Below are 22,879 nucleotides of genomic sequence, written 5' to 3'. Positions count from 1 at the left end.
ATGTCATATCGGGCCGGTTTTAGTAGTTCAGGAGACACGTTCACTATCATGAGTGTATTCTTTCTCCCAGAAATCAGCGTTTTTGATACCCAGCGCTTTTGGATCAAAGACCGGGTCTAAGCCCTGCTTCTTTTGGCGCTCATAATCCTTTAAAGCAAGAAGCGCCGGTTTGGCCAGCAGCACAATGGCAATGACGTTCAGCCATACCATAATGCCAAGCCCTGCATCCCCTAATGCCCAAGCAAGTGAAGCTGTTTTCACAGTACCATAGAATGTGGCGGCTAAAATAATCAGTTTTAAGCCAAGCATTGCCCATTTGCTTTCTCTGCCTCGTGCTAAATAGGCGATATTTGTTTCTGCGATGTAGTAATACGCCATAATTGTTGTAAAAGCGAAGAAGAATAAAGCGATGGCAACAAAGCCTGCACCGAATCCGGGAAGAACACTGTCAATTGCCGCTTGTGTGAAACCAGGTCCTGCTTCTACGTCTTTAAGCTGGTGAACGATAAAGGAACCATCTGCAGCCTGGGTATTGTACATGCCGGTAAACAAGATCATGAAAGCTGTAGCGGAACATACAAACAAGGTGTCAATATAAACAGAAAATGCCTGAACCAGTCCCTGCTTGACCGGATGAGAAACTTCTGCAGCGGCTGCCGGATGCGGGCCTGTTCCCTGGCCGGCTTCGTTTGAGTAAATGCCACGTTTAACGCCCCAGGAAATCGCCATGCCGATCAAGCCGCCAAAAGCGGAATCCAATGCAAAGGCGCTTTTGAATATTAATGAGAGCACAGCAGGTAATTCAGACACATTCATGACAATAATAATCAAAGACAGCAGGATATATCCAATGGCCATAAATGGAACAATCATTTGCGCCGCACTGGCAATTCGTTTGACGCCGCCAAAAATAATAAACCCTAATAATAAAACCAGACCGCACCCTGTGACGAAAGGAGAGATGCCGAATGCATTTTGGATCCCAGCCGCAATGGAGTTGGACTGTACGCCTGGCATTAGAAAGGCCATTGCAATAAGGGCAGCAGCGGCAAATAAGACGGCAAACCACTTAATGCCTAAGCCTTTTTCTATATAATAAGCAGGGCCGCCCCGATATTGACCGTCTTGTTTTACTTTGTAAATTTGAGCAAGTGTTGATTCTACAAAGGCACTCGCCGCCCCGATAAAGGCAATCGCCCACATCCAGAACACCGCACCGGGTCCGCCGAATGCAATTGCTGTCGCCACTCCCGCGATGTTTCCTGTGCCCACACGGCCGGACAGCGCAATCGATAACGCTTGGAAAGATGAAACGCCGGCTTCAGAGCTCTTGCCTTTGAACATCTGAACAATCATTTCTTTTAAATGTCGGACTTGTAAAAAACGGGTCATAATTGAAAAGGCGAATCCAATTCCCAATAAAATATAAATGACGGGCGTACTCCATAAGACCGCATTCAAACTAGCAACAAAATCTGCCATCAAGCTTCCCCCTCACTTCAAATTCGAATACATGTATAAAAAGGATTTTGGTCTAATCGAACTATTTCTACAATCGATTTGTCACATTATATGACCTGTAATTATCAATAAGAAGAGGAAGGGAAAAAGAAAAAACGCGGCGTATCGACTACGCTGCGTTTTTCTACAGAGGCAAACTTATGGCAATTGTTATAAAATCCTTCAGCAACAAATAGCCTAGTTCAGTCAAACCGTATATAAAGGATAAAGCAATCACAAAATGATTGAAATGCTTGTCATCATTTGTTCCGTTCATCTTATTCATGTTTCATCACCTCACTGACGCCTGCGGCGGTTCTTCACGGATCCAATGATCATCTTTTCGCCAATCATATGTTTCATCAGTATCAAGATGTAAAGTCTGATTGCCGATTTTCACTGTATTGTGATTGATCCACGTCACTGCTGGGCGGCTGTCTGGGTAATTCCAGTAGATTGTTCTCTTGACAAGTGTTTTTTCATTTACAAGTTCACCTCTGGCTGCATCTAAGCTCAAGGTGTTTTCGGATACATAAGTGTTTAACGTATAGCTGCCGTCCGGCGATTTAACCGATTGGACGAAATTTCCTTTCGGAACGTTTTTTAGTGAAAATAACATCCAATAGATGGCGCCGCCGAAGAAGACCAGCAGGGCAAACATAATAAGCGGGATGTTGCTGCGTGTCTTAATGTGACTCTCTCCCTTTTTTTCTCTCATTTTACTATATATCGGATTCATATAATCTTTACATTTCTTTAAAATTACCTCAATAAAGCAATGATAAGATGAAATAAAGCCAATAAAGGGTGAGGGGAGACAGAAATGGAAAAAACGTATTGTCATTCCGGCGAGAAGGACCCAGAAGCGGTCTACTTAACTGTGAGAAGCTATCGAATTAAGCTGTCGCCTGAACAAATGAAACTGATTTCTGCCGTCAGAAAGTAAAAAATACATGATAAAGGCAGCCGCTTGTGCGGCTGCCTTTTTGATTTAAGAATATTTTCTTTTCCGCTGTGCGAAATGCTTTTGAAACCAATCTTTCTTATATAAAAATGCGATGATCTCCAGCCAAAAACCCGGAATCTTTTTGGGGAATATCGGTTTTTTGTAGAGTGCATGATACGCTGATTTTAAATCATTCCACTGCGTGCACGTTTTTGTCTGTTCAAATCTCGCAACATCAATCACCCGCACTGCTCCGGTTTCTGTCAGAATCAGATTCCGCAAATGGATATCTGACGGGTTCAGGCCGGCAGCCCGGGCGTCAGAAAGTGCTTCTTCAACCTGCTGAATCATGTCATCACTGATCGCAATGCCTTTCTTCAGACAGTTATAAAAGGTTTCACCTTTAATATATTCCATGAGAATAAATGAATCGCCAGTTTCGTAAATGTCAGGATAGAATGCGGACCCGGCTAATTTTTCATAGATCGCTGCTTCTTTGACTGCTGTCGCTTGATATTCCGGAAAAAATACTTTCAGCGCCATTTTTCGACCGCCTTCTGTTAAGGCAAACACATAGGCGCTTCTTCCCTTGCCGATTAGTGTTAATTCCTCGGATTTCTCTTTGACTTTATCAAATCTGCTGTTCTTGCGGTATATGACGGAATGGGCCAGTGCCTCTGCTTTTGTCAGCATTTCATTCACCTTCTTTGCTCTATTTTATGCAGCTGTTTATAGGAAAATCATAAACTGTTCAGGAAAAATAGCCTAATTCTAGTGTATCTGGTCTTGAAGAAGAAGGCTACTTATAAGCATGAATTGTGATAAAAGAGACATAGAAGGTTTAATTTCCATTCTTGAAAAGCGCTTACAAATGGGATAGTATTAATTTTAAATAAAGCGCTTTCGTGAATGATCAAGGGGGAAGAAGCCATGACAAAACAGATTGTGACAGGGATTATCGGTGCAGGCCGCATCGGCAAACTTCATGTTCAAAATATAAGCCGGATTCCTCACATGAAAATAAAAGCAGTCTCTGACACTCAGGCAAGCCGTATAAAAAGCTGGGCCGACAGTCATCAGATTGAATACATAACCTCTGATTATCGTGATTTATTACATGATCCTGATATTGATGCTATTTTTATTTGCTCTCCTACAGCCGTACATGCACAGATGATCAAAGAAGCAGCCGAGGCGAAAAAGCATATATTTTGTGAGAAGCCCGTTAGTTTCTCTCTGGACGAAACGAGTGAAGCGCTTGCGGCTGTCCGGAAACACGGGGTAACACTTCAAGTCGGATTTAACCGCCGCTTTGATCCTCATTTTAAGAAAATCAAAACGATTGTTGAAAATGGTGAAATCGGTACGCCTCATTTATTAAAAATCACTTCTCGGGACCCAGAACCCCCGAATATAGATTATGTCCGTACGTCAGGCGGGTTGTTTATGGATATGTCGATCCATGATTTTGATATGGCCAGATATATTTTGGGGAGCGAAGTGACGGAAGTGTATGCCAAAGGGGCGGCTTTGGTGAATCCTTCTTTTGCGGAGCTGGGTGATATTGATACAGCTGTTATTACACTGACTTTTGAAAACGGTGCCATGGCTGTGATTGATAACAGCCGCCAAGCTGTGTACGGATATGACCAGCGGGTTGAGGTTTTCGGGACGAAAGGCTCTGCAGCGGCTGACAATAGCAGGCCGACAACGGTTGAGGTGTCAACAGCTGATTTTGTGATGAAGGATAAACCGCATTTCTTTTTCCTTGAACGCTATAAGGATTCATATGAGGAGGAGATTCTCCGTTTTGCAGAAGCGATCGGCACAAACCAGGAGACTCCCTGCACCGGTAATGACGGTTTACAGGCCGGAAGGATCGCCAGAGCAGCACAGCAATCGCTTGCTTTTGGCATGCCTGTCAGCATTGAGCACACTGAAAAAATCGCTTTTTAATCTAACAGGATTACAATTCAGCAAGCTTGGGTATATACTCCATTGATACTTTAAGTAGGCGGTGGAGAAAATGAATACAGTACATGCTAAAGGAAATGTTTTGAACAAAATCGGAATTCCTTCTCACATGGTTTGGGGTTATATTGGCGTTGTCATCTTTATGGTTGGAGACGGCCTCGAACAAGGCTGGCTGTCTCCTTTTCTCGTTGATCATGGTCTCAGTATGCAGCAATCCGCATCGTTATTTACCATGTACGGCATTGCTGTCACCATCTCAGCTTGGCTTTCAGGAACGTTTGTCCAAACTTGGGGGCCGAGAAAAACGATGACTGTCGGATTGCTTGCATTTATCCTCGGTTCGGCCGCTTTTATCGGCTGGGCGATTCCTCTTATGTATTATCCGGCTCTCTTGGGCAGCTATGCTCTTAGAGGCTTGGGATATCCGCTGTTTGCATACTCTTTTCTCGTATGGGTGTCATACAGCACCTCTCAAAATATTCTCGGAAAAGCCGTCGGATGGTTTTGGTTTATGTTTACGTGCGGCCTTAACGTGCTCGGCCCGTTCTATTCCAGCTATGCGGTTCCGGCCTTTGGAGAAATCAATACGCTTTGGAGCGCTTTACTGTTTGTGGCGGCAGGCGGAATTCTTGCCTTATTTTTTAACAAAGATAAATTTACTCCGATACAAAAACAAGATCAGCCGAAATGGAAAGAATTGTCGAAGGCATTTACAATTATGTTTGAAAACCCTAAGGTAGGCATCGGCGGAGTGGTCAAGACGATTAATGCGATAGGACAATTTGGATTTGCCATCTTTCTTCCTACTTATTTAGCACGATACGGGTATTCGGTTTCGGAATGGCTGCAAATATGGGGGACGCTGTTTTTTGTGAATATTGTGTTTAATATCATTTTCGGTGCAGTCGGAGATAAACTTGGCTGGCGCAATACGGTCATGTGGTTTGGCGGTGTCGGATGCGGTATTTTTACGCTGGCGCTGTATTACACGCCTCAGCTGATCGGGCATCAGTATTGGGTGCTCATGATTATCGCCTGCTGCTACGGTGCGGCTTTAGCAGGCTACGTTCCATTAAGCGCGCTTTTGCCGACGCTTGCACCTGATAATAAAGGCGCTGCCATGTCAGTGTTGAATCTGGGATCTGGTTTATGTGCGTTTATTGCGCCGGGCATCGTGAGTCTTTTCATTGGGCCGCTCGGTGCAGGCGGCGTAATTTGGATCTTTGCGGCATTGTATTTTTTCAGTGCCTTTCTGACGCGATTCTTGACAATTTCTGAGCAAAGCACAGATGTGTATACGGAGGAACGGTTTGTCAGGGAAAATGTGCAGACAAATTTTGATAAAACGGTTAAGCAGTAGCCTCTTTGGTCAAACTAATCATAAACGTGTGCAAAGAGGTGTAGAGGGTGAAACGATTCAGCACGGCGTATCTTTTGCTGGGCATTCTTTGCTCAGCGGCAGTATTTTTAATAGGAGCTCCTTCCCGCGCACTTGGCGCGGAAGTGGAGCACTATGAGCCGCTGCAGGTGCATGTGCAGCTTGAAAAGGTGTATTTGGACGGCGATGTCAGCATTGAGCATAAGCATGAAAAAGTGTTTTCTATGGATGATTTTTGGGCAGCTTATGCCGGATGGACGCTTGTGGAACAAAAAAAGGGATATGTGCTCTTCCGGAAGCAAATGGACGATATTTCTCCGCTCAGCAAGGTCAACGGGTATATCGGTGTATCGGATAATGGAGTGATTTCCACTTTTCATGGGCGGCCTGAGCCAGCTTCCGAACCAATTCAGTCTTTTTTTCAAATTGATTTAGAAAGGCTGGAAAGCCATATGCAAAAAAATCTGCTGAAAGGCATTCCATTTCGGACAAAAGCGGAGTTTGAGGATGTCATCGAACATATGAAGACATACAGCGGGTAACGTCCGCTGATTGAAGACATGTATTCATGTCTTTTTTTTCGTGAAAGAATGAGAGAGAAGCGAACATATGTTAACTTTTCTATAAGACTTTGGCTGTTTTTATGGTACAATGAAGAACAGTCAAAGAGGTGAATTTGCGTGATTGAATTTGTTAAAGGGACGATTGATTATGTATCTCCCCAATATATTGTCATAGAGAACGGCGGCATCGGCTATCAGATTTTCACGCCGAATCCGTTTATATATAAGGAGAGAAGCCAAGAAACGATTTTTACATACCATCATATCAGAGAGGATGCTTTTTCGCTTTACGGTTTTTCAACAAGAGAGGAGAAGGCGCTCTTTACAAAGCTGTTAAACGTGACCGGAATTGGCCCGAAAGGAGCACTTGCCATCTTGGGCTCGGGTGATCCCGGAGCGGTCATCCAAGCAATTGAAAATGAGGATGAAGCTTTTTTGGTCAAGTTTCCTGGAGTAGGAAAGAAAACCGCACGCCAGATTATTCTAGATTTAAAAGGAAAGCTGGCAGATGTTGTGCCTGAAATGATTGAAAATCTGTTTAATCATGAAGAAAGGCTTGAAAAGCAAACAGCGGAAACGGCTCTTGAAGAAGCACTTGAAGCCCTCAGGGTTCTCGGATATGCTGAAAAAGAAATCAAAAAGGTGCTTCCTCACCTTAAAGAAGAAATTGGGCTGACAACAGACCAATATGTGAAAAAAGCATTACAAAAACTATTAAAGTAAGGTGATGTTCATGGATGAACGGCTCGTCTCAAGTGAAGCAGACAACCATGAATCAGTGATAGAGCAAAGCCTGAGGCCGCAAAATCTGGCACAGTATATCGGGCAGCATAAGGTAAAAGAAAATTTGCGCGTGTTTATAGATGCGGCGAAAATGAGACAGGAGACGCTGGATCATGTTCTTCTGTACGGGCCGCCCGGACTCGGAAAAACAACGCTTGCTTCGATTGTTGCTAATGAAATGGGAGTGGAATTGCGGACGACATCAGGGCCTGCGATTGAAAGGCCTGGTGATTTGGCTGCTATATTAACGGCGCTGGAACCGGGAGATGTATTATTTATTGATGAAATACATAGGCTGCACAGATCGATCGAAGAGGTGCTTTATCCTGCAATGGAAGACTTTTGCCTGGACATTGTGATTGGCAAAGGCCCATCTGCCCGCTCGGTTCGGCTCGACCTTCCGCCTTTTACGCTGGTGGGAGCCACGACGAGGGTGGGGCTTTTGACGGCTCCTTTAAGAGACAGATTCGGCGTCATGTCTCGCCTTGAGTACTATACACAAGAAGAACTGGCGGATATTGTCACAAGAACCGCTGATGTATTCGAGGTTGAGATTGATAAACCGTCGGCTCTTGAAATTGCAAGAAGATCGAGAGGGACGCCCCGCGTGGCGAACCGCCTGCTGAGAAGGGTGCGCGATTTCGCCCAAGTGCTGGGTGACAGCAGGATTACGGAAGACATTTCTCAGAATGCGCTGGAGCGGCTTCAGGTTGACCGCCTCGGTTTGGATCATATTGATCATAAGCTGCTGATGGGCATGATCGAAAAATTCAACGGCGGCCCAGTAGGTCTTGATACGATTTCAGCTACCATCGGCGAGGAATCGCATACGATTGAAGACGTATATGAACCATATCTGCTGCAAATTGGATTTATACAAAGAACGCCGCGTGGAAGGATCGTGACACCGGCCGTTTATCATCATTTCCAAATGGAGGCTCCCCGATATGACTGAATTTCCTAAGATCATTATGATTCTTGGTGCTGTTTTGCTTATTATCGGAGCAGTTTTGCATTTTGTCGGCAAGATGCCGGGAGATATTTTTGTAAAAAAAGGAAATGTCACGTTTTTCTTCCCGGTTGTCACTTGTATTATTATAAGTGTGGTATTATCAATTTTGCTCAATCTTTTTGGCAGAATGAAATAACAAAAGACTAGAATAAAGGTGAAATCATCATGAAAGTCGATTTATTTGATTTTGAACTACCAGAACGTTTAATTGCACAAGTACCGTTGGAGCAGCGTGATGCTTCAAGGCTGATGGTGCTCGATAAACATACAGGAGAGCTTACTGACAGCTCGTTTAAACACATTATCAGCTTCTTTAACGAAGGCGATTGTCTTGTCCTGAACAATACCCGGGTACTGCCTGCGCGGTTATTCGGCACAAAAGAGGATACCGGCGCGAAAGTGGAACTTCTTTTGCTGAAACAGGAAACCGGTGATAAATGGGAAACACTTGCCAAACCGGCGAAACGGGTGAAAAAAGGAACTGTTGTCACATTTGGAGACGGAAGATTGAAGGCAATCTGCACGGAAGAGCTTGAGCACGGCGGCAGAAAGATGGAATTTCAATATGACGGTATTTTCTACGAGGTGCTTGAATCCCTTGGAGAGATGCCGCTCCCTCCATATATCAAAGAACAGCTTGATGACAAAGAGCGCTACCAGACAGTGTATTCAAAAGAAATCGGCTCTGCTGCTGCGCCTACAGCTGGCCTTCACTTCACGGAAGAAATCTTACAGCAGCTGAAAGACAAAGGCGTGCAAATTGAGTTCATCACACTGCACGTAGGCCTTGGAACGTTTCGCCCTGTGAGTGCCGATGAAGTGGAAGAGCATAATATGCATGCAGAGTTTTATCAAATGTCAGAAGAAACGGCTGCAGCCTTAAACAAAGTAAGAGAAAATGGCGGCCGGATCATTTCTGTCGGTACGACCTCGACACGCACGCTTGAGACGATTGCCGGGGAACATGACGGGCAATTTAAAGCATCAAGCGGCTGGACATCTATTTTTATTTATCCGGGCTATGAATTTAAAGCCATTGACGGAATGATTACAAACTTCCATTTGCCGAAATCGTCATTGATTATGCTGGTCAGCGCGCTTGCTGGAAGAGAAAACATTCTGCGTGCCTATAACCATGCAGTGGAAGAGGAATACCGTTTCTTCAGCTTCGGAGACGCGATGCTGATTATATAATTTGAGAACAGGAGGCCTCATCAAAAGTGGCTGAACAACCAATACGCTATGAATTTATAAAAGAATGCAAACAAACAGGAGCGCGGCTGGGCAAAGTGCATACGCCTCACGGCTCCTTTGAAACGCCGGTTTTTATGCCGGTCGGCACACTGGCGACAGTCAAAACAATGTCGCCTGAAGAGCTGAAAGCAATGGATGCAGGCATCATTTTGAGCAACACTTATCATCTATGGCTTCGTCCGGGCCAAGACATTGTCAAAGAAGCGGGCGGGCTCCATAAATTTATGAACTGGGACCGCGCAATTTTAACAGATTCAGGCGGTTTTCAGGTCTTTTCTTTAAGCAAGTTTCGTAATATAGAGGAAGAGGGTGTCCATTTCCGCAATCATCTAAATGGAGACAAGCTGTTTTTATCTCCGGAAAAAGCGATGGAGATCCAAAACGCACTCGGCTCTGATATTATGATGGCGTTTGACGAATGCCCGCCATACCCGGCGGAGTACGACTACATGAAGCGGTCAGTTGAGCGGACAAGCCGCTGGGCGGAACGCTGCCTGAATGCCCACAATCGTCAGGATGAACAAGGGCTGTTTGGTATTGTACAAGGCGGAGAATATGAAGATCTGCGGACACAAAGTGCGAAGGACTTGATTTCCCTTGATTTTCCGGGATATGCTATAGGCGGATTGTCTGTAGGTGAACCGAAGGATGTCATGAATCGTGTACTCGAATTTACAACACCGCTCTTGCCGAAGGATAAACCGAGATATCTGATGGGAGTAGGTTCTCCGGACGCACTGATCGACGGAGCGATCCGCGGGGTCGACATGTTTGACTGTGTGCTGCCTACTCGAATTGCAAGAAACGGCACAGTGTTTACTGCTGAAGGACGACTCAATATGAAAAATGCGAAATTTGAAAGAGACTTCCGTCCGATTGATGAAGAGTGTGATTGCTATACATGTAAAAACTATACTCGCGCGTACATTAGGCACTTGATTCGCTGCAATGAAACATTCGGCCTTCGATTAACAACTTACCATAACCTTCATTTTCTGTTACACTTAATGGAGCAGGTAAGACAGGCTATTCGCGAGGATCGTCTGGGTGATTTCAGAGAAGAGTTCTTTGAGCGTTACGGCTATAACAAGCCAAATGCGAAAAGCTTCTAAATAAAACATAACAGGCTTACAGAAAGGGGTGAAAATGATGACTGGCACTTTAGGTACATTGGTTCCTATTATTTTAATGTTTGCGGTCCTTTACTTCTTGCTGATTCGTCCTCAGCAAAAGCAGCAAAAGGCTGTACGCCAAATGCAAGAGGAACTGAAAAAAGGCGATTCAGTAGTGACAATCGGGGGATTGCACGGTACTGTTGACTCTATCGACGAAAGCAAAGTCGTAATTAAGACTGGTGATAACACACGTCTTACGTTCGACCGCCGCGCGATCAGAGAAGTTTCTGCTGCTGAATAACAGCAGGAGCTATACATAGCAAACAAAAAAGAGCGGGCGAGTGAGCCCGCTCTTTTTTGTCATCTTTTCAGCAAGATTGAAAACCCTTGAAGTCTAGGAAGGCCGAGTACCGGAGCGCAGCGAATGTATAAATTCGTGAGTACCGGAACGTAGGCCTGACAACGAATGCGAGGGTTTGTCGACATGCTGAAAGAGCGGGTGAGCCCGCTCTTTTTTATGTGGAAGACCTGTTTCCCCTCATGTTCACGCCGAAAATCCCGCCCAGCATGCACACCCCTAAAAATCCCAGATGGAAGATCAGCTGTTCTGCTGTAAATGTCTTTCCGAATCCTAAATACTGAAACAATAAGATAATCAGAGAAAAACTTAAGGCGGTCAATGCGCCAATCATCCAGCCTCTTTCCTTGCCTTTCCCGCCTGAAATGAATCCGCCAATAAATAAAGAGAGAAATGAGATAGCGGTGATCAGCCAGTTAAATGATGATTCTTCCAGCGAGGTTGCGGTCAATAAAAGTGAAACCGCTAAACTTGTCAGGAGCATGGCTGAAAATATGGCGATTAAGCCGTAAAGAATGCCTTTTCCAACTTGTTTCGTTTCCTCCATGATTGTCTCCTCTCTGCCTGTATTAAAAGGCTTCTGTTCTTTTTGTTCAAAACCGTCAGACATGCTGATGGCTCGTCTTTGTAAAAATGTATTCCCTTATCCCATGAATTAGACGTAAAAGCTTTGTGAAATGCAATCGGTTTTTCTTACATAAATTGATCATTTTGTTGCAACCTATAATGAGTTGGAGGTGCATAATGGAAGAGCTTCTCACTATTGCGTTTCGCACAGTCGTATTGTATTTTGTGATATTGGTCATTTTTCGTTTCATGGGCAAACGGGAGATCGGAGAGCTTAGTATTTTAGATCTCGTTGTCTTTATCATGATGGCTGAAATTGCCGTTTTAGCCATAGAAAACGTAGACGATCATCTATTTCATACCATTTTGCCAATGCTTGTATTAATGATCATTCAAGTGACTTTGGCATACTTTTCTTTAAAAAACCGAAAAGTCCGCCAGCTTCTTGACGGTAAGCCGACCATAATTATCAAATATGGAAAAATTGACGAAGAAGCCATGAAATCACAGCGTTATAATTTTGATGATTTAATGGTTCAGCTCAGAGAAAATAGCGTCGACAGAGTAGCTGACGTATCATTTGCCATTTTAGAGCCGTCGGGCAAACTGACTATTGTAAAGAAAGAAAATAGCGGAGAGCATCGGCAGCTCGAAATGCCGCTCATTATAGATGGCTTCATTCAAACAGAAAACCTGTCCAGAATCAGTAAAGATAAAAAATGGCTGCTTGAAAATTTGCAAAAACACGGATACAACAACCCTTCAGATATTTCATTTTGCTCGTTTACAGACGGAGAAATATATATTGATGAAAAAGATGGGCACCGCACGTGACCATTATCGGATGATCAACCGTCCGATAATGGGAATGCGGCGAAGCTCATCTTTTTTAATTAAACGGAAAACGAGCAGGAGGATCATATAAATGGCGGCGCTCGCCGCAATCCATCCGGCTAGATTGACAGCCTCAGATGCTCCAAAGCTTATATATTGTTTGATGGCGGAGCTGATGAATCCGCAAATTACAATAACAGCGAAGCTGAGCGCGTACTCCTTGATTTTGATGCTGATCGGCAGCACTTTGCTTACGGTTGCTGCGTGCAATAGGGTGACGAGCACCATGCCTGTCACAATGGCTAATGCCGCGCCCATAATGCCAAGAGAAGGCCTTGTGGCAAGGACAAAAATAAGGCCTGTTTTGACAAGCGCTCCGATTAAGCTGTTCATCATCGCAGCTCCTGCCAAATTAAGCGCCTGCAGCACAGCTTGAAGCGGGCCTTGGAAATAATAAAGCAGAAAAAACGGGGCCATCACTTTTATAAATACAGCTGCGCCTGAGGAACCGTACATCACTCTCATCAGCTCATCCGCAAATACAAATAAAATAACAACTGAAATGCCTCCGCTGAGCAGACAGAGACGCATCGCCTGTTCCAAGCGGTATTCCACCACCTGCAATTTTTTCTGCTCCATTCCTTCACTGATCGCAGGAACAAGCGCGGTCGACAAAGAATATGTAATAAAGCTGGGCAGAGTCAGCAGCGTCATGGCAAAGCCGGTCAGTTCCCCGTATTGCTTTGTTGCGGCAACTGTTGCCACACCGGCGATGGCAAGGCTTTGAGCGACGACGATTGGCTCGAAAAACCAAGAGAGGTTTCCGATAAAGCGGCTCCCGGTTGTTGGAAGGGACACGCTCATTAATTGGGTAAAGGTTTGTTTTCCGCTTTTAATTGACTGGAAAAAATGCTTTCTGATTTTAATTGTCTTTTTATACTTAAAGCAAACGAATAAATAAAGAAGTGATGCCAGCTCCCCTGCCACTGAGGATAGCATTGCCCCCGCTGCAGCATATTCAATTCCGTAAGGGAGAAAAATCGTTGTGCAGACAGCCACGAGTGAAATGCGGACAACCTGTTCAAGGACTTGTGACATAGCAAGCGGGTTCATATTCTGTTTTCCTTGAAAGTATCCCCTCAGCACACTCGATATAGCAATAATCGGCACAACCGGCGTAATGGCCAAGAGCGGATACAGTGTTCGCTTATCTGTCAGCATCGTTTCAGCCATAACCGGGGCGAAAAACAGAAACAGCGGTGTAAAGATGAGACTGAGCACTCCCGTGATGGTCAGAGACATGACTAAAATATTTTTCGTTTTTTGATGATCTCCGCGCGCACTGGCTTCAGCGACTAGCTTGCTGATCGCGACCGGCAGACCGAATTGAGTTAATGTAGTGGCCAAGAAGAAGGTAGGCGCCGCCATCATGTAAAGCCCGACTCCTTCTTCACCGATAAAACGGGCGATAACCACCCGGTTGACAAACCCGAGCATTCTTGTAACCATTCCTGCTGCGATAAGGATAAGAGTGCCCTTTAAAAACGTCTGTTTCGCCATTTTTACCCCCTGCCTTCTCAAACTACCTGGAATCATATACAATAAAGATATGCGTATATATCGTCCAAGCATGACAAGTCTTCTTGAAAAACAATAAAAAAGGAGCGTGGAATTCGTGGAGAAGCATCCAGCCGATCTATATAAAGACCACGTCAGGCCGTTTCTTTACAGCAAACTGGAAGAGTTTAAGATTCTCGGGTATGATGATGTTGAACTCGAAAGTTTGTGGTCATACTTAACAGATAAGAAGTGGAAAAAGAAAACGGAACTGAACATTTATGAACTTGCGAGTGATATTTTATCAGTGAAAATTGGCGAATTTATGAACTATGCAACCGTTGAGTCATTTAAAACGTCTAATTGGCTGGGCAGTGAAGAGGGCCAGGAAGCATTGGAAGAACTGCTGAGATAGCAGGTTGATTCGCACAGGTTTAAGGGAGGATATACATAATGAAAAAAGGACGCTTGATTGCGTTTTTCCTTTTCGTTCTATTGATCGGCACGGGCTTGGGCTACTTTACGAAGCCTGCCGCTAACAATATTACGTTAGGATTGGATTTGCAAGGCGGATTTGAGGTGCTGTATGATGTACAGCCTGTAAAAAAAGGTGACAAAATCACAAAAGATGTTCTGGTCAGCACAGTAGAGGCATTGAACCGCCGGGCCAATGTTCTCGGTGTCAGCGAACCGAACATCCAAATTGAAGGGAATAACCGGATTCGCGTTCAGCTCGCTGGTGTGACAAACCAAAACAGAGCGCGTGAAATTTTGGCGACTGAAGCGCAGCTTTCTTTCAGAGATACGAATGACAAAGAATTGCTGAATGGCTCTGACCTCGTCGAAAACGGAGCTAAACAAACGTATGACGCCAAAACAAATGAACCGATTGTCAGCATTAAACTGAAAGATGCTGATAAATTCGGCGAAGTGACCAAAAAGGTCATGAAAATGGCGCCAAACAACCAGCTTGTTATTTGGATGGATTACGAAAAAGGGGACTCCTTTAAAAAAGAGGTTCAAAAAGAGCACCCTAAATATGTATCCGCCCCAAATGTAAGTCAGGAATTAAACACAACTGACGTTACAATTGAAGGGCAATTTACGGTTCAAGAAGCAAAAGATTTAGCCAGCATTTTAAACGCAGGTGCACTTCCTGTGAAACTGACTGAAAAATATTCGACATCAGTAGGCGCACAATTCGGCCAGCAGGCTCTCCATGATACGGTGTTTGCCGGTATTGTCGGTATCGCAATTATTTTCTTATTTATGCTTTTCTATTACCGTCTGCCGGGGTTAATCGCGGTGATTACGCTATCTGTTTATATCTACATTACTCTCCAGATCTTTGACTGGATGAATGCCGTACTCACGCTTCCGGGAATTGCCGCTCTCATTTTAGGTGTCGGGATGGCTGTTGACGCCAACATTATTACCTATGAGCGGATTAAAGAAGAGCTCAAGCTAGGAAAGTCAGTCCGCTCTGCCTTCCGTTCAGGAAACAGACGGTCATTTGCGACGATTTTTGATGCGAATATTACAACCATTATTGCAGCGGTTGTGCTCTTTATCTTTGGGACAAGCTCTGTTAAAGGGTTTGCGACAATGCTGATCCTATCGATTTTGACAAGCTTTATCACTGCCGTTTTCTTATCGAGATTTCTCCTCGCTCTCCTTGTGGAAAGCAGATGGCTTGATCGGAAAAAAGGCTGGTTTGGTGTCAATAAGAAACATATCATGGATATTCAGGATACGGATGAAAATACAGAGCCGCATACGCCATTCCAAAAATGGGATTTCACGAGCAAACGCAAATACTTCTTTATTTTCTCCAGTGCAGTCACGGTTGCCGGGATTATTATCCTGCTTGTGTTCAGGCTGAATCTTGGCATTGACTTTGCAAGCGGTGCACGGATTGAAGTACAAAGCGACCATAAGCTGACGACAGAGCAAGTTGAAAAGGACTTTGAATCTCTTGGTATGGACCCTGATACTGTCGTTCTGTCAGGCGAAAAGAGCAATATCGGTGTTGCCCGTTTTGTCGGGGTGCCAGATAAAGAAACCATAGCAAAAGTAAAAACGTATTTTAAAGACAAATACGGGTCTGAGCCAAATGTCAGCACAGTTTCACCGACAGTCGGTAAGGAGCTGGCAAGAAATGCGCTGTACGCAGTTGCTATAGCTTCTATTGGCATCATTATTTACGTTTCAATCCGATTCGAATACAAAATGGCGATTGCTGCCATCGCCTCATTGCTATATGACGCATTCTTTATCGTCACGTTCTTCAGTATTACAAGGCTTGAGGTAGATGTTACGTTCATCGCGGCCATCTTGACGATAATCGGGTATTCCATTAACGATACAATCGTTACATTTGACAGGGTCCGCGAGCATATGAAAAAGCGTAAGCCGAAAACATTTGCCGATCTGAACCATATTGTAAACCTGAGCCTGCAGCAAACTTTTACACGTTCAATTAACACTGTATTAACTGTTGTGATTGTTGTTGTGACATTGCTGATCTTTGGAGCATCTTCTATTACTAACTTCTCAATTGCTTTATTGGTCGGGCTGTTAACAGGCGTTTATTCTTCTCTATACATTGCCGCACAAATTTGGCTTGCATGGAAAGGAAGAGAACTGAAAAAAGATTCGGCGCAATAAAAAATATCAGGCTGTCCTCTGCAGGGCAGCCTGTTTTTTGAAGTTGCATTGAACTTAAAATAGACATTTGCTATAATGACATACGCTTACATTTAAACATATATATGGTGTTAAAAGTGTTTATGACTGGTTTTCAGATATGTAGGAGGGTTTATATATGAGGGTTCGCGAATCAGAGCTGCCGGGCATAGGACAAAAAGTTGAAATGATTACTAGAAACCGTGATAAAATTTCGATTATCATTCATCATGACGGACGGAGAGAGCTTTACTATTTTGACGAAAACGACCATGAGGAATGTGTTGCCTCCGTGCAGTTTGATGACGCTGAAGCAAGGCAAATGTCTGCAATTCTTGGCGGAATGGCCTATAAACCGAAAGCATTAGAACAGGTCGAGTCAGCCCTTGATGATTTGATTATAGAGTGGTGTAAAGCAGAGGCGGGAGCGCCTGCCATTCATCAGACGATTGGTGATTTGAATGTGGGTCAGGAATATCATGTGACGGTCATTGCAATTATTAAGAAGAATCAGGATAAACAACTGAATCCGAGCTCTGAAACAGTCATTGACGAAGGCGATACACTTGTGATTTCCGGTGAGGGAACCGGACTGAAGAGGCTAATCCAGGAAAAATTAACAACAAAGGGAGCTTAACCCAGTGTTAAGCCATGTTTAAAACCAGTCTTGATGGGGAAAGTTACCTCAATAAGAAGTTTGGGGGAAAAGAGAATGAATAAACAATGGACCATTATTTTCGCACTTATTTTCACCTTAATTGTCGCTATTTTCGCAGTCATTAATGTTCGATCCGTAGAAGTTGATTACCTGTTTGGAAGATCAGAATGGCCGCTCATTCTTGTTATTTTGGGCTCAGTTTTAATGGGAGCGCTGATCGTATTTTCTGTCGGCATTTTTCAGGTAATGAAATTGAAGCGGGAAATAAAAACCTTGCGGAAAGAAAATAGAACAGCAATACATAAACAAGAGGATACTCATCTTGCTGATCAGACTGACACACAGGATGCATCAGCTATGATTGAGAAAAAAGACTAGTTTTCGAATATTATTTGAAACCCCTCAGCCTGCTCTAGTATAATAGGGTGGTTGAGGGGTGAATTTATGTTAGCGTCAAAAATGCGATGGGAAATCCAGCGACCAGATCAGGATAAGGTCAAATCACTCACAGAACAATTGCATATAACACCTCTTGTTGCGTCCCTGCTTGTAAAAAGAGGCTTTGATACGGCAGAAAGCGCTAGGCTGTTTTTACATACAAAGGATGCCGATTTTTATGATCCTTTTGAAATGAAAGGCATGAAAGAAGCGGCAGATCGAATAAAACAGGCGATTTCACAACAAGAAAAGATTATGATATATGGCGATTATGACGCCGATGGGGTTACAAGTACGTCAGTGATGCTTCACACGCTGCAAAAACTGTCGGCTCAAGTTGATTTTTATATACCTGACCGTTTTAAAGAAGGATATGGACCTAATGAACAGGCGTTTCGTTCGATTAAAGAACGGGGCTTCTCTTTGATCATTACGGTTGATACAGGAATTGCCGCTGTGCATGAAGCGAAGGTGGCAAAGGAACTCGGACTAGATGTCATCATTACCGATCATCATGAACCGGGACCGGAGCTTCCGGATGTCCATGCGATCGTCCACCCGAAGCAGCCTGGCTGCACTTACCCGTTTAAAGAGCTTGCCGGGGTTGGAGTCGCTTTTAAGCTTGCCCACGCTTTATTGGGTGAACTTCCTGATGAACTGCTTGACCTGGCGGCTATCGGCACCATTGCCGATCTAGTCCCGCTGCATGACGAAAACAGATTAATTGCAACACTAGGACTTGAAAGGCTTCGACGGACAAATCGGCTCGGCTTAAAAGAGCTGATTAAGCTGTCAGGCGGAGACATCGGAGAAGCGAACGAAGAAACAGTCGGATTTCAGCTCGCACCAAGGCTGAATGCCGTCGGAAGAATCGAACAGGCGGATCCCGCTGTTCATTTGCTTATGTCAGAGGATTCGTTTGAAGCGGAAGAGCTTGCCGCAGAAATTGACCAGCTGAACAAAGAGCGCCAAAAAATGGTCAGCAAAATGACGGATGAAGCGATTGAAATGGTTAAACAGCAAGGGCTCGATCAAACTGCAATTGTCGTGGCCAAAGCCGGATGGAACCCGGGAGTCGTCGGAATTGTGGCTTCAAAGCTTGTGGACCGTTTCTACCGACCGGCCATTGTTCTAGGCATTGATGAAGAAAAGGGAATCGCTAAAGGTTCGGCCCGAAGCATCAGAGGATTTAATTTATTTGAGAGCCTTTCTGAATGCAGAGATATTCTTCCTCATTTCGGCGGCCATCCAATGGCTGCGGGGATGACGCTGAAAGCCGAAGATGTGCCGGATTTGCGAAGCAGGCTGAATGAAATAGCGGACAATACGCTTACGGAAGAGGATTTTATTCCCGTACAGGAAGTCGACCTTGTCTGCGGCGTCGAAGACATTACAGTTGAAAGCATCGCAGAAATGAACATGCTGTCTCCTTTTGGCATGCTGAACCCGAAACCGCACGTTCTCGTAGAAAACGCAGTACTGGAAGATGTCCGCAAGATAGGGGCAAATAAGACTCATGTTAAAATGACGATCAGAAACGAGTCGTCTCAGCTTGATTGCGTCGGTTTTAATAAAGGCGAGCTTGAAGAAGGCATCGTACCGGGTTCAAGAATTTCCATTGTCGGTGAGATGTCAATCAACGAATGGAACAATCGAAAAAAGCCGCAGCTTATGATTAAGGATGCCGCTGTTTCTGAATGGCAGCTGTTTGACTTAAGGGGAAAACGGATGTGGGAAGACACAGTTTCCACCCTTCCATCTGCTAAACGGGCCATTGTCTCTTTCAAAGAAGACTCAACAACACTGCTTCAAACTGAAGACCTTCGCCGAGAAGTGCACGTCATCAGCTCTGAGGATCAAGCAAAGGCGTTTGACCTTGATGGTGCATATATTGTATTACTGGATCCGCCGCCTTCGCTGGACATGCTCGCACGTTTGCTGGAAGGCAAGGCGCCTGAGCGGATATATTTTATTTTTCTCAATCATGAGGACCACTTTTTATCAACTTTTCCCGCAAGAGACCACTTTAAATGGTATTATGCGTTCTTGCTGAAAAGAGGCGCTTTTGACGTGGAAAAACACGGTTCAGAGCTTGCAAAACATAAAGGCTGGTCCGTTGAAACAATCAATTTCATGACAAAGGTGTTTTTTGATCTCGGTTTTGTTAAAATAGAGAATGGTGTGCTGTCTGTTGTGAGCGGAGCAAAGAAACGCGACTTAACAGACTCACAAACATATCAGGCGAAACAGCAGCTGATGGAACTGGATCAAAAGCTGAATTATTCTTCTGCTGAAGAGCTGAAGGAATGGCTGAATAAGCTGATGAAACAAGATTCAGAGGCTTATGAAAGTACGAGGAGGACATAAAACAGATGGATTTAAAACAATACGTAACAATTGTACCGGATTACCCGAAAGAGGGCGTGCAATTTAAAGATATTACGACACTGATGGATAAAGGCGATGTATACCGCTATGCCACAGATCAAATTGTTGAATATGCGAAAGAAAAGCAAATTGATTTGGTCGTTGGCCCTGAAGCGCGCGGCTTTATTATCGGCTGTCCCGTTGCTTACGCGCTTGGCGTAGGTTTTGCGCCGGTCCGCAAAGAAGGCAAGTTGCCTCGTGAAGTAATCAAAGTGGATTATGGCTTGGAATACGGAAAAGACGTATTAACGATCCATAAAGATGCGATTAAGCCTGGTCAGCGTGTGCTTATTACAGATGACCTGCTTGCGACAGGCGGCACAATTGAAGCGACAATCAAACTTGTTGAAGAACTTGGCGGCGTTGTTGCTGGTATCGCTTTCTTAATCGAGCTTTCTTACCTTGACGGCAGAGATAAGCTGGAAAATTACGACATCTTAACATTAATGAAATACTAAGGATAACCGCATAACGAAAAAGCACTCCATGTCAGGGTGCTTTTTTCCTATTGTTTTGCATTTATTTTATATAATATTTGGCTATTTGAACTTCTGCTCTTTACATCTTTCGTTTTTTTCTTGATAATAAACTACAATACAGTTTACATTTTAAAAAAGGTGATTCCATGGCGAACGAACAAGTATTGACTGCCGAGCAAGTTATAGATAAAGCGCGCAGCTATCTATCTGATGAGCATATCGCATTTGTCGAAAAAGCATATCTGTACGCTGAAGATGCTCATCGCGAGCAATACCGCAAATCGGGCGAGCCATATATTATTCATCCGATTCAGGTTGCGGGGATACTCGTTGATCTTGAAATGGACCCTTCCACAATCGCGGGCGGATTTTTGCACGATGTCGTGGAAGATACAGATGTGACGCTCGATGACCTGAAAGAAGCATTTTCCGAAGAAGTGGCAATGCTTGTAGACGGCGTAACGAAACTCGGCAAAATTAAATATAAATCTCAAGAGGAACAGCAGGCGGAAAATCATCGCAAAATGTTTGTCGCTATGGCTCAAGATATCAGGGTCATATTGATCAAGCTGGCGGATCGTCTTCACAATATGCGGACACTGAAACATCTGCCTCAGGAAAAACAGCGGAGAATCTCCAATGAAACGCTGGAAATTTTTGCTCCTTTGGCGCATCGTCTCGGGATTTCAAAAATTAAGTGGGAATTGGAAGATACGGCGCTCCGTTATTTGAACCCTCAGCAATATTACAGAATTGTCAACCTCATGAAGAAGAAACGTGCAGAACGTGAGCTTTATGTCGATGAGGTTGTCAATGAAGTGAAGAAACGTGTCGAAGAAGTAAATATCAAGGCTGACTTCTCGGGACGTCCGAAACATATTTACAGCATTTATCGAAAAATGGTGCTGCAAAACAAGCAATTCAATGAAATTTACGATTTGCTGGCTGTCCGTATTCTTGTGAATAGCATAAAGGACTGCTACGCGGTGCTTGGCATCATTCACACATGCTGGAAACCGATGCCCGGCAGATTCAAAGATTATATCGCAATGCCGAAGCCGAATATGTATCAATCACTTCATACAACGGTTATTGGGCCTAAAGGCGATCCGCTTGAAGTGCAGATCCGCACCTTTGAAATGCATGAAATAGCGGAATACGGGGTAGCGGCTCACTGGGCTTATAAAGAAGGGAAAGCAGCCAATGAAGGTGCAACCTTTGAGAAAAAGCTTTCTTGGTTCCGTGAAATTTTAGAATTTCAAAATGAATCGACAGATGCAGAAGAATTTATGGAATCGCTCAAAATTGATTTGTTCTCTGACATGGTGTATGTCTTTACGCCAAAAGGAGATGTAATCGAGCTTCCGTCCGGTTCTGTTCCGATTGACTTTTCTTACCGGATTCACTCTGAAATCGGCAATAAAACAATCGGTGCCAAAGTAAACGGAAAAATGGTTACGCTTGACCATAAGCTTCGGACAGGTGATATCGTTGAAATTCTCACCTCTAAGCATTCCTACGGTCCGAGCCAGGATTGGGTGAAGCTTGCCCAAACATCCCAAGCGAAGCATAAAATCCGTCAATTCTTTAAGAAACAGCGGCGTGAAGAAAATGTCGAAAAAGGCCGTGAACTGGTCGAAAAAGAAATTAAAAACTTGGATTTTGAATTGAAGGATGTTTTAACGCCGGAGAATATTCAAAAGGTTGCTGACAAATTTAATTTCTCAAATGAAGAGGATATGTACGCGGCGGTCGGTTACAACGGCATTACGGCTCTGCAGGTGGCGAACCGCCTAACAGAAAAAGAGAGAAAGCAGCGCGATCAGGAAGAACAGGAAAAGATCGTTCAGGAAGTCACTGGGGAACCTAAGCCATACCCGCAAGGAAGAAAACGGGAAGCTGGCGTTCGTGTCAAGGGCATCGACAACCTCCTTGTCCGTTTATCAAAATGCTGCAATCCTGTGCCAGGTGATGATATTGTCGGCTTTATCACAAAAGGCAGAGGGGTTTCGGTCCATCGCGAAGACTGTCCGAATGTCAAAACGAATGAAGCCCAAGAGCGGCTGATCCCGGTAGAGTGGGAGCATGAGTCACAGGTTCAAAAGCGCAAGGAATACAATGTTGAGATAGAGATTCTTGGGTATGATCGCCGCGGATTGCTGAACGAGGTACTCCAGGCAGTGAATGAAACGAAAACAAATATTTCATCTGTCTCTGGCAAATCGGATCGCAATAAAGTGGCAACCATTCATATGGCGATTTTTATCCAGAATATCAATCACTTGCATAAAGTCGTCGAGCGTATTAAACAGATTAGAGATATTTACTCTGTGCGCCGCGTCATGAACTAA

The 22,879-nt window shown here is 44.2% G+C and carries 24 protein-coding genes; 18 read left to right on the top strand and 6 right to left on the bottom strand.

What is annotated here, in order from left to right:
• Positions 1 to 27 precede the first annotated feature (27 nt).
• From NX903_RS13240 to NX903_RS13230, 3 genes are all read right to left on the bottom strand, one after another.
• A complete protein-coding gene (locus tag NX903_RS13240) occupies positions 28 to 1,482 on the bottom strand; it encodes an alanine/glycine:cation symporter family protein (RefSeq protein WP_086344149.1) in 1,455 nt (484 codons plus the stop codon).
• A 163-nt stretch (positions 1,483 to 1,645) separates the two neighbouring features.
• A complete protein-coding gene (locus tag NX903_RS13235) occupies positions 1,646 to 1,786 on the bottom strand; it encodes a hypothetical protein (protein WP_029727127.1) in 141 nt (46 codons plus the stop codon).
• Between the two features lie 6 nt (positions 1,787 to 1,792).
• Complete coding sequence (locus tag NX903_RS13230) at positions 1,793 to 2,161, bottom strand: DUF5412 family protein (RefSeq protein WP_284690777.1); 369 nt, start codon at positions 2,159 to 2,161, stop codon at positions 1,793 to 1,795.
• A 162-nt stretch (positions 2,162 to 2,323) separates the two neighbouring features.
• On the opposite strand from NX903_RS13230, the gene NX903_RS13220 reads away from it, so the two are divergent.
• Entirely contained in the window at positions 2,324 to 2,446 is a 123-nt protein-coding gene (locus NX903_RS13220; RefSeq protein WP_124058787.1) for a hypothetical protein, read from the top strand.
• A 45-nt stretch (positions 2,447 to 2,491) separates the two neighbouring features.
• On the opposite strand, the gene NX903_RS13215 is transcribed toward NX903_RS13220, so the two are convergent.
• A complete protein-coding gene (locus tag NX903_RS13215) occupies positions 2,492 to 3,139 on the bottom strand; it encodes a phosphotransferase (protein WP_038429400.1) in 648 nt (215 codons plus the stop codon).
• A gap of 237 nt (positions 3,140 to 3,376) precedes the next feature.
• On the opposite strand from NX903_RS13215, the gene iolG reads away from it, so the two are divergent.
• The 9 genes from iolG to yajC all read left to right on the top strand — a co-directional run bounded on the left by iolG (position 3,377) and on the right by yajC (position 10,826).
• The gene (iolG, locus tag NX903_RS13210; RefSeq protein ID WP_086344148.1) at positions 3,377 to 4,402 is read left to right on the top strand and encodes an inositol 2-dehydrogenase; all 1,026 of its coding nucleotides are present in this window, start codon (positions 3,377 to 3,379) and stop codon (positions 4,400 to 4,402) included.
• Between the two features lie 70 nt (positions 4,403 to 4,472).
• Positions 4,473 to 5,780 (top strand): MFS transporter, encoded by a 1,308-nt coding sequence (locus NX903_RS13205; protein WP_086344147.1) that lies wholly within the window; start codon positions 4,473 to 4,475, stop codon positions 5,778 to 5,780.
• Positions 5,781 to 5,827: 47 nt separating this feature from the next.
• The gene (bofC, locus tag NX903_RS13200; RefSeq protein ID WP_003229715.1) at positions 5,828 to 6,340 is read left to right on the top strand and encodes a sporulation cell-cell signaling protein BofC; all 513 of its coding nucleotides are present in this window, start codon (positions 5,828 to 5,830) and stop codon (positions 6,338 to 6,340) included.
• A gap of 138 nt (positions 6,341 to 6,478) precedes the next feature.
• Positions 6,479 to 7,084 carry a Holliday junction branch migration protein RuvA gene (gene ruvA, locus NX903_RS13195; RefSeq protein ID WP_003229717.1) on the top strand — a complete coding sequence of 202 codons (606 nt, stop codon included), beginning with the start codon at positions 6,479 to 6,481 and terminating at the stop codon, positions 7,082 to 7,084.
• Positions 7,085 to 7,094: 10 nt separating this feature from the next.
• Positions 7,095 to 8,099 carry a Holliday junction branch migration DNA helicase RuvB gene (gene ruvB / locus NX903_RS13190; RefSeq protein ID WP_003229718.1) on the top strand — a complete coding sequence of 335 codons (1,005 nt, stop codon included), beginning with the start codon at positions 7,095 to 7,097 and terminating at the stop codon, positions 8,097 to 8,099.
• Positions 8,092 to 8,292 (top strand): DUF2905 domain-containing protein, encoded by a 201-nt coding sequence (locus NX903_RS13185; RefSeq protein ID WP_003222669.1) that lies wholly within the window; start codon positions 8,092 to 8,094, stop codon positions 8,290 to 8,292. The genes ruvB and NX903_RS13185 overlap by 8 nt, the downstream gene beginning before the upstream one ends.
• A 29-nt stretch (positions 8,293 to 8,321) precedes the next feature.
• Positions 8,322 to 9,350 (top strand): tRNA preQ1(34) S-adenosylmethionine ribosyltransferase-isomerase QueA, encoded by a 1,029-nt coding sequence (queA, locus tag NX903_RS13180; protein ID WP_003229723.1) that lies wholly within the window; start codon positions 8,322 to 8,324, stop codon positions 9,348 to 9,350.
• 26 nt (positions 9,351 to 9,376) lie between these two features.
• Complete coding sequence (gene tgt, locus NX903_RS13175; RefSeq protein WP_003229725.1) at positions 9,377 to 10,522, top strand: tRNA guanosine(34) transglycosylase Tgt; 1,146 nt, start codon at positions 9,377 to 9,379, stop codon at positions 10,520 to 10,522.
• A gap of 37 nt (positions 10,523 to 10,559) precedes the next feature.
• A complete protein-coding gene (gene yajC, locus NX903_RS13170) occupies positions 10,560 to 10,826 on the top strand; it encodes a preprotein translocase subunit YajC (protein WP_004398708.1) in 267 nt (88 codons plus the stop codon).
• 214 nt (positions 10,827 to 11,040) lie between these two features.
• Here the strand turns inward: yajC and NX903_RS13165 are convergent, their stop codons facing one another.
• The gene (locus NX903_RS13165) at positions 11,041 to 11,430 is read right to left on the bottom strand and encodes a TIGR04086 family membrane protein (RefSeq protein ID WP_004398667.1); all 390 of its coding nucleotides are present in this window, start codon (positions 11,428 to 11,430) and stop codon (positions 11,041 to 11,043) included.
• Between the two features lie 197 nt (positions 11,431 to 11,627).
• On the opposite strand from NX903_RS13165, the gene NX903_RS13160 reads away from it, so the two are divergent.
• A complete protein-coding gene (locus tag NX903_RS13160) occupies positions 11,628 to 12,284 on the top strand; it encodes a DUF421 domain-containing protein (RefSeq protein ID WP_086344146.1) in 657 nt (218 codons plus the stop codon).
• A gap of 3 nt (positions 12,285 to 12,287) precedes the next feature.
• Here the strand turns inward: NX903_RS13160 and spoVB are convergent, their stop codons facing one another.
• Complete coding sequence (spoVB, locus tag NX903_RS13155) at positions 12,288 to 13,844, bottom strand: stage V sporulation protein B (protein ID WP_086344145.1); 1,557 nt, start codon at positions 13,842 to 13,844, stop codon at positions 12,288 to 12,290.
• A 115-nt stretch (positions 13,845 to 13,959) separates the two neighbouring features.
• Here spoVB and comN point away from each other — a divergent pair, with 115 nt between their 5' ends.
• The 7 genes from comN (at position 13,960) to relA (ending at position 22,879) form a co-directional block, all read left to right on the top strand.
• On the top strand, positions 13,960 to 14,256 hold the full coding sequence (comN, locus tag NX903_RS13150) for a post-transcriptional regulator ComN (RefSeq protein WP_003229735.1): 297 nt from the start codon (positions 13,960 to 13,962) through the stop codon (positions 14,254 to 14,256).
• Between the two features lie 38 nt (positions 14,257 to 14,294).
• A complete protein-coding gene (gene secDF, locus NX903_RS13145) occupies positions 14,295 to 16,508 on the top strand; it encodes a protein translocase subunit SecDF (protein ID WP_015714442.1) in 2,214 nt (737 codons plus the stop codon).
• 157 nt (positions 16,509 to 16,665) lie between these two features.
• Complete coding sequence (locus tag NX903_RS13140; RefSeq protein WP_086344144.1) at positions 16,666 to 17,163, top strand: cation:proton antiporter regulatory subunit; 498 nt, start codon at positions 16,666 to 16,668, stop codon at positions 17,161 to 17,163.
• 75 nt (positions 17,164 to 17,238) lie between these two features.
• A complete protein-coding gene (locus NX903_RS13135) occupies positions 17,239 to 17,562 on the top strand; it encodes a LapA family protein (protein ID WP_003229740.1) in 324 nt (107 codons plus the stop codon).
• A 66-nt stretch (positions 17,563 to 17,628) separates the two neighbouring features.
• Entirely contained in the window at positions 17,629 to 19,989 is a 2,361-nt protein-coding gene (gene recJ / locus NX903_RS13130) for a single-stranded-DNA-specific exonuclease RecJ (protein ID WP_086344143.1), read from the top strand.
• A 5-nt stretch (positions 19,990 to 19,994) separates the two neighbouring features.
• A complete protein-coding gene (locus tag NX903_RS13125; RefSeq protein ID WP_029727134.1) occupies positions 19,995 to 20,507 on the top strand; it encodes an adenine phosphoribosyltransferase in 513 nt (170 codons plus the stop codon).
• 167 nt (positions 20,508 to 20,674) lie between these two features.
• Positions 20,675 to 22,879, top strand: coding sequence for a GTP diphosphokinase (gene relA / locus NX903_RS13120; protein WP_003229747.1), 2,205 nt, complete (start codon positions 20,675 to 20,677; stop codon positions 22,877 to 22,879).

This window comes from Bacillus sp. FSL R5-0576 (assembly GCF_038004765.1).
GTDB classification, from domain to species: Bacteria; Bacillota; Bacilli; order Bacillales; family Bacillaceae; genus Bacillus; species Bacillus subtilis.
Note: the sequence above shows the minus strand (reverse complement) of the source record. Positions and strands in the feature narration are given on the sequence as shown.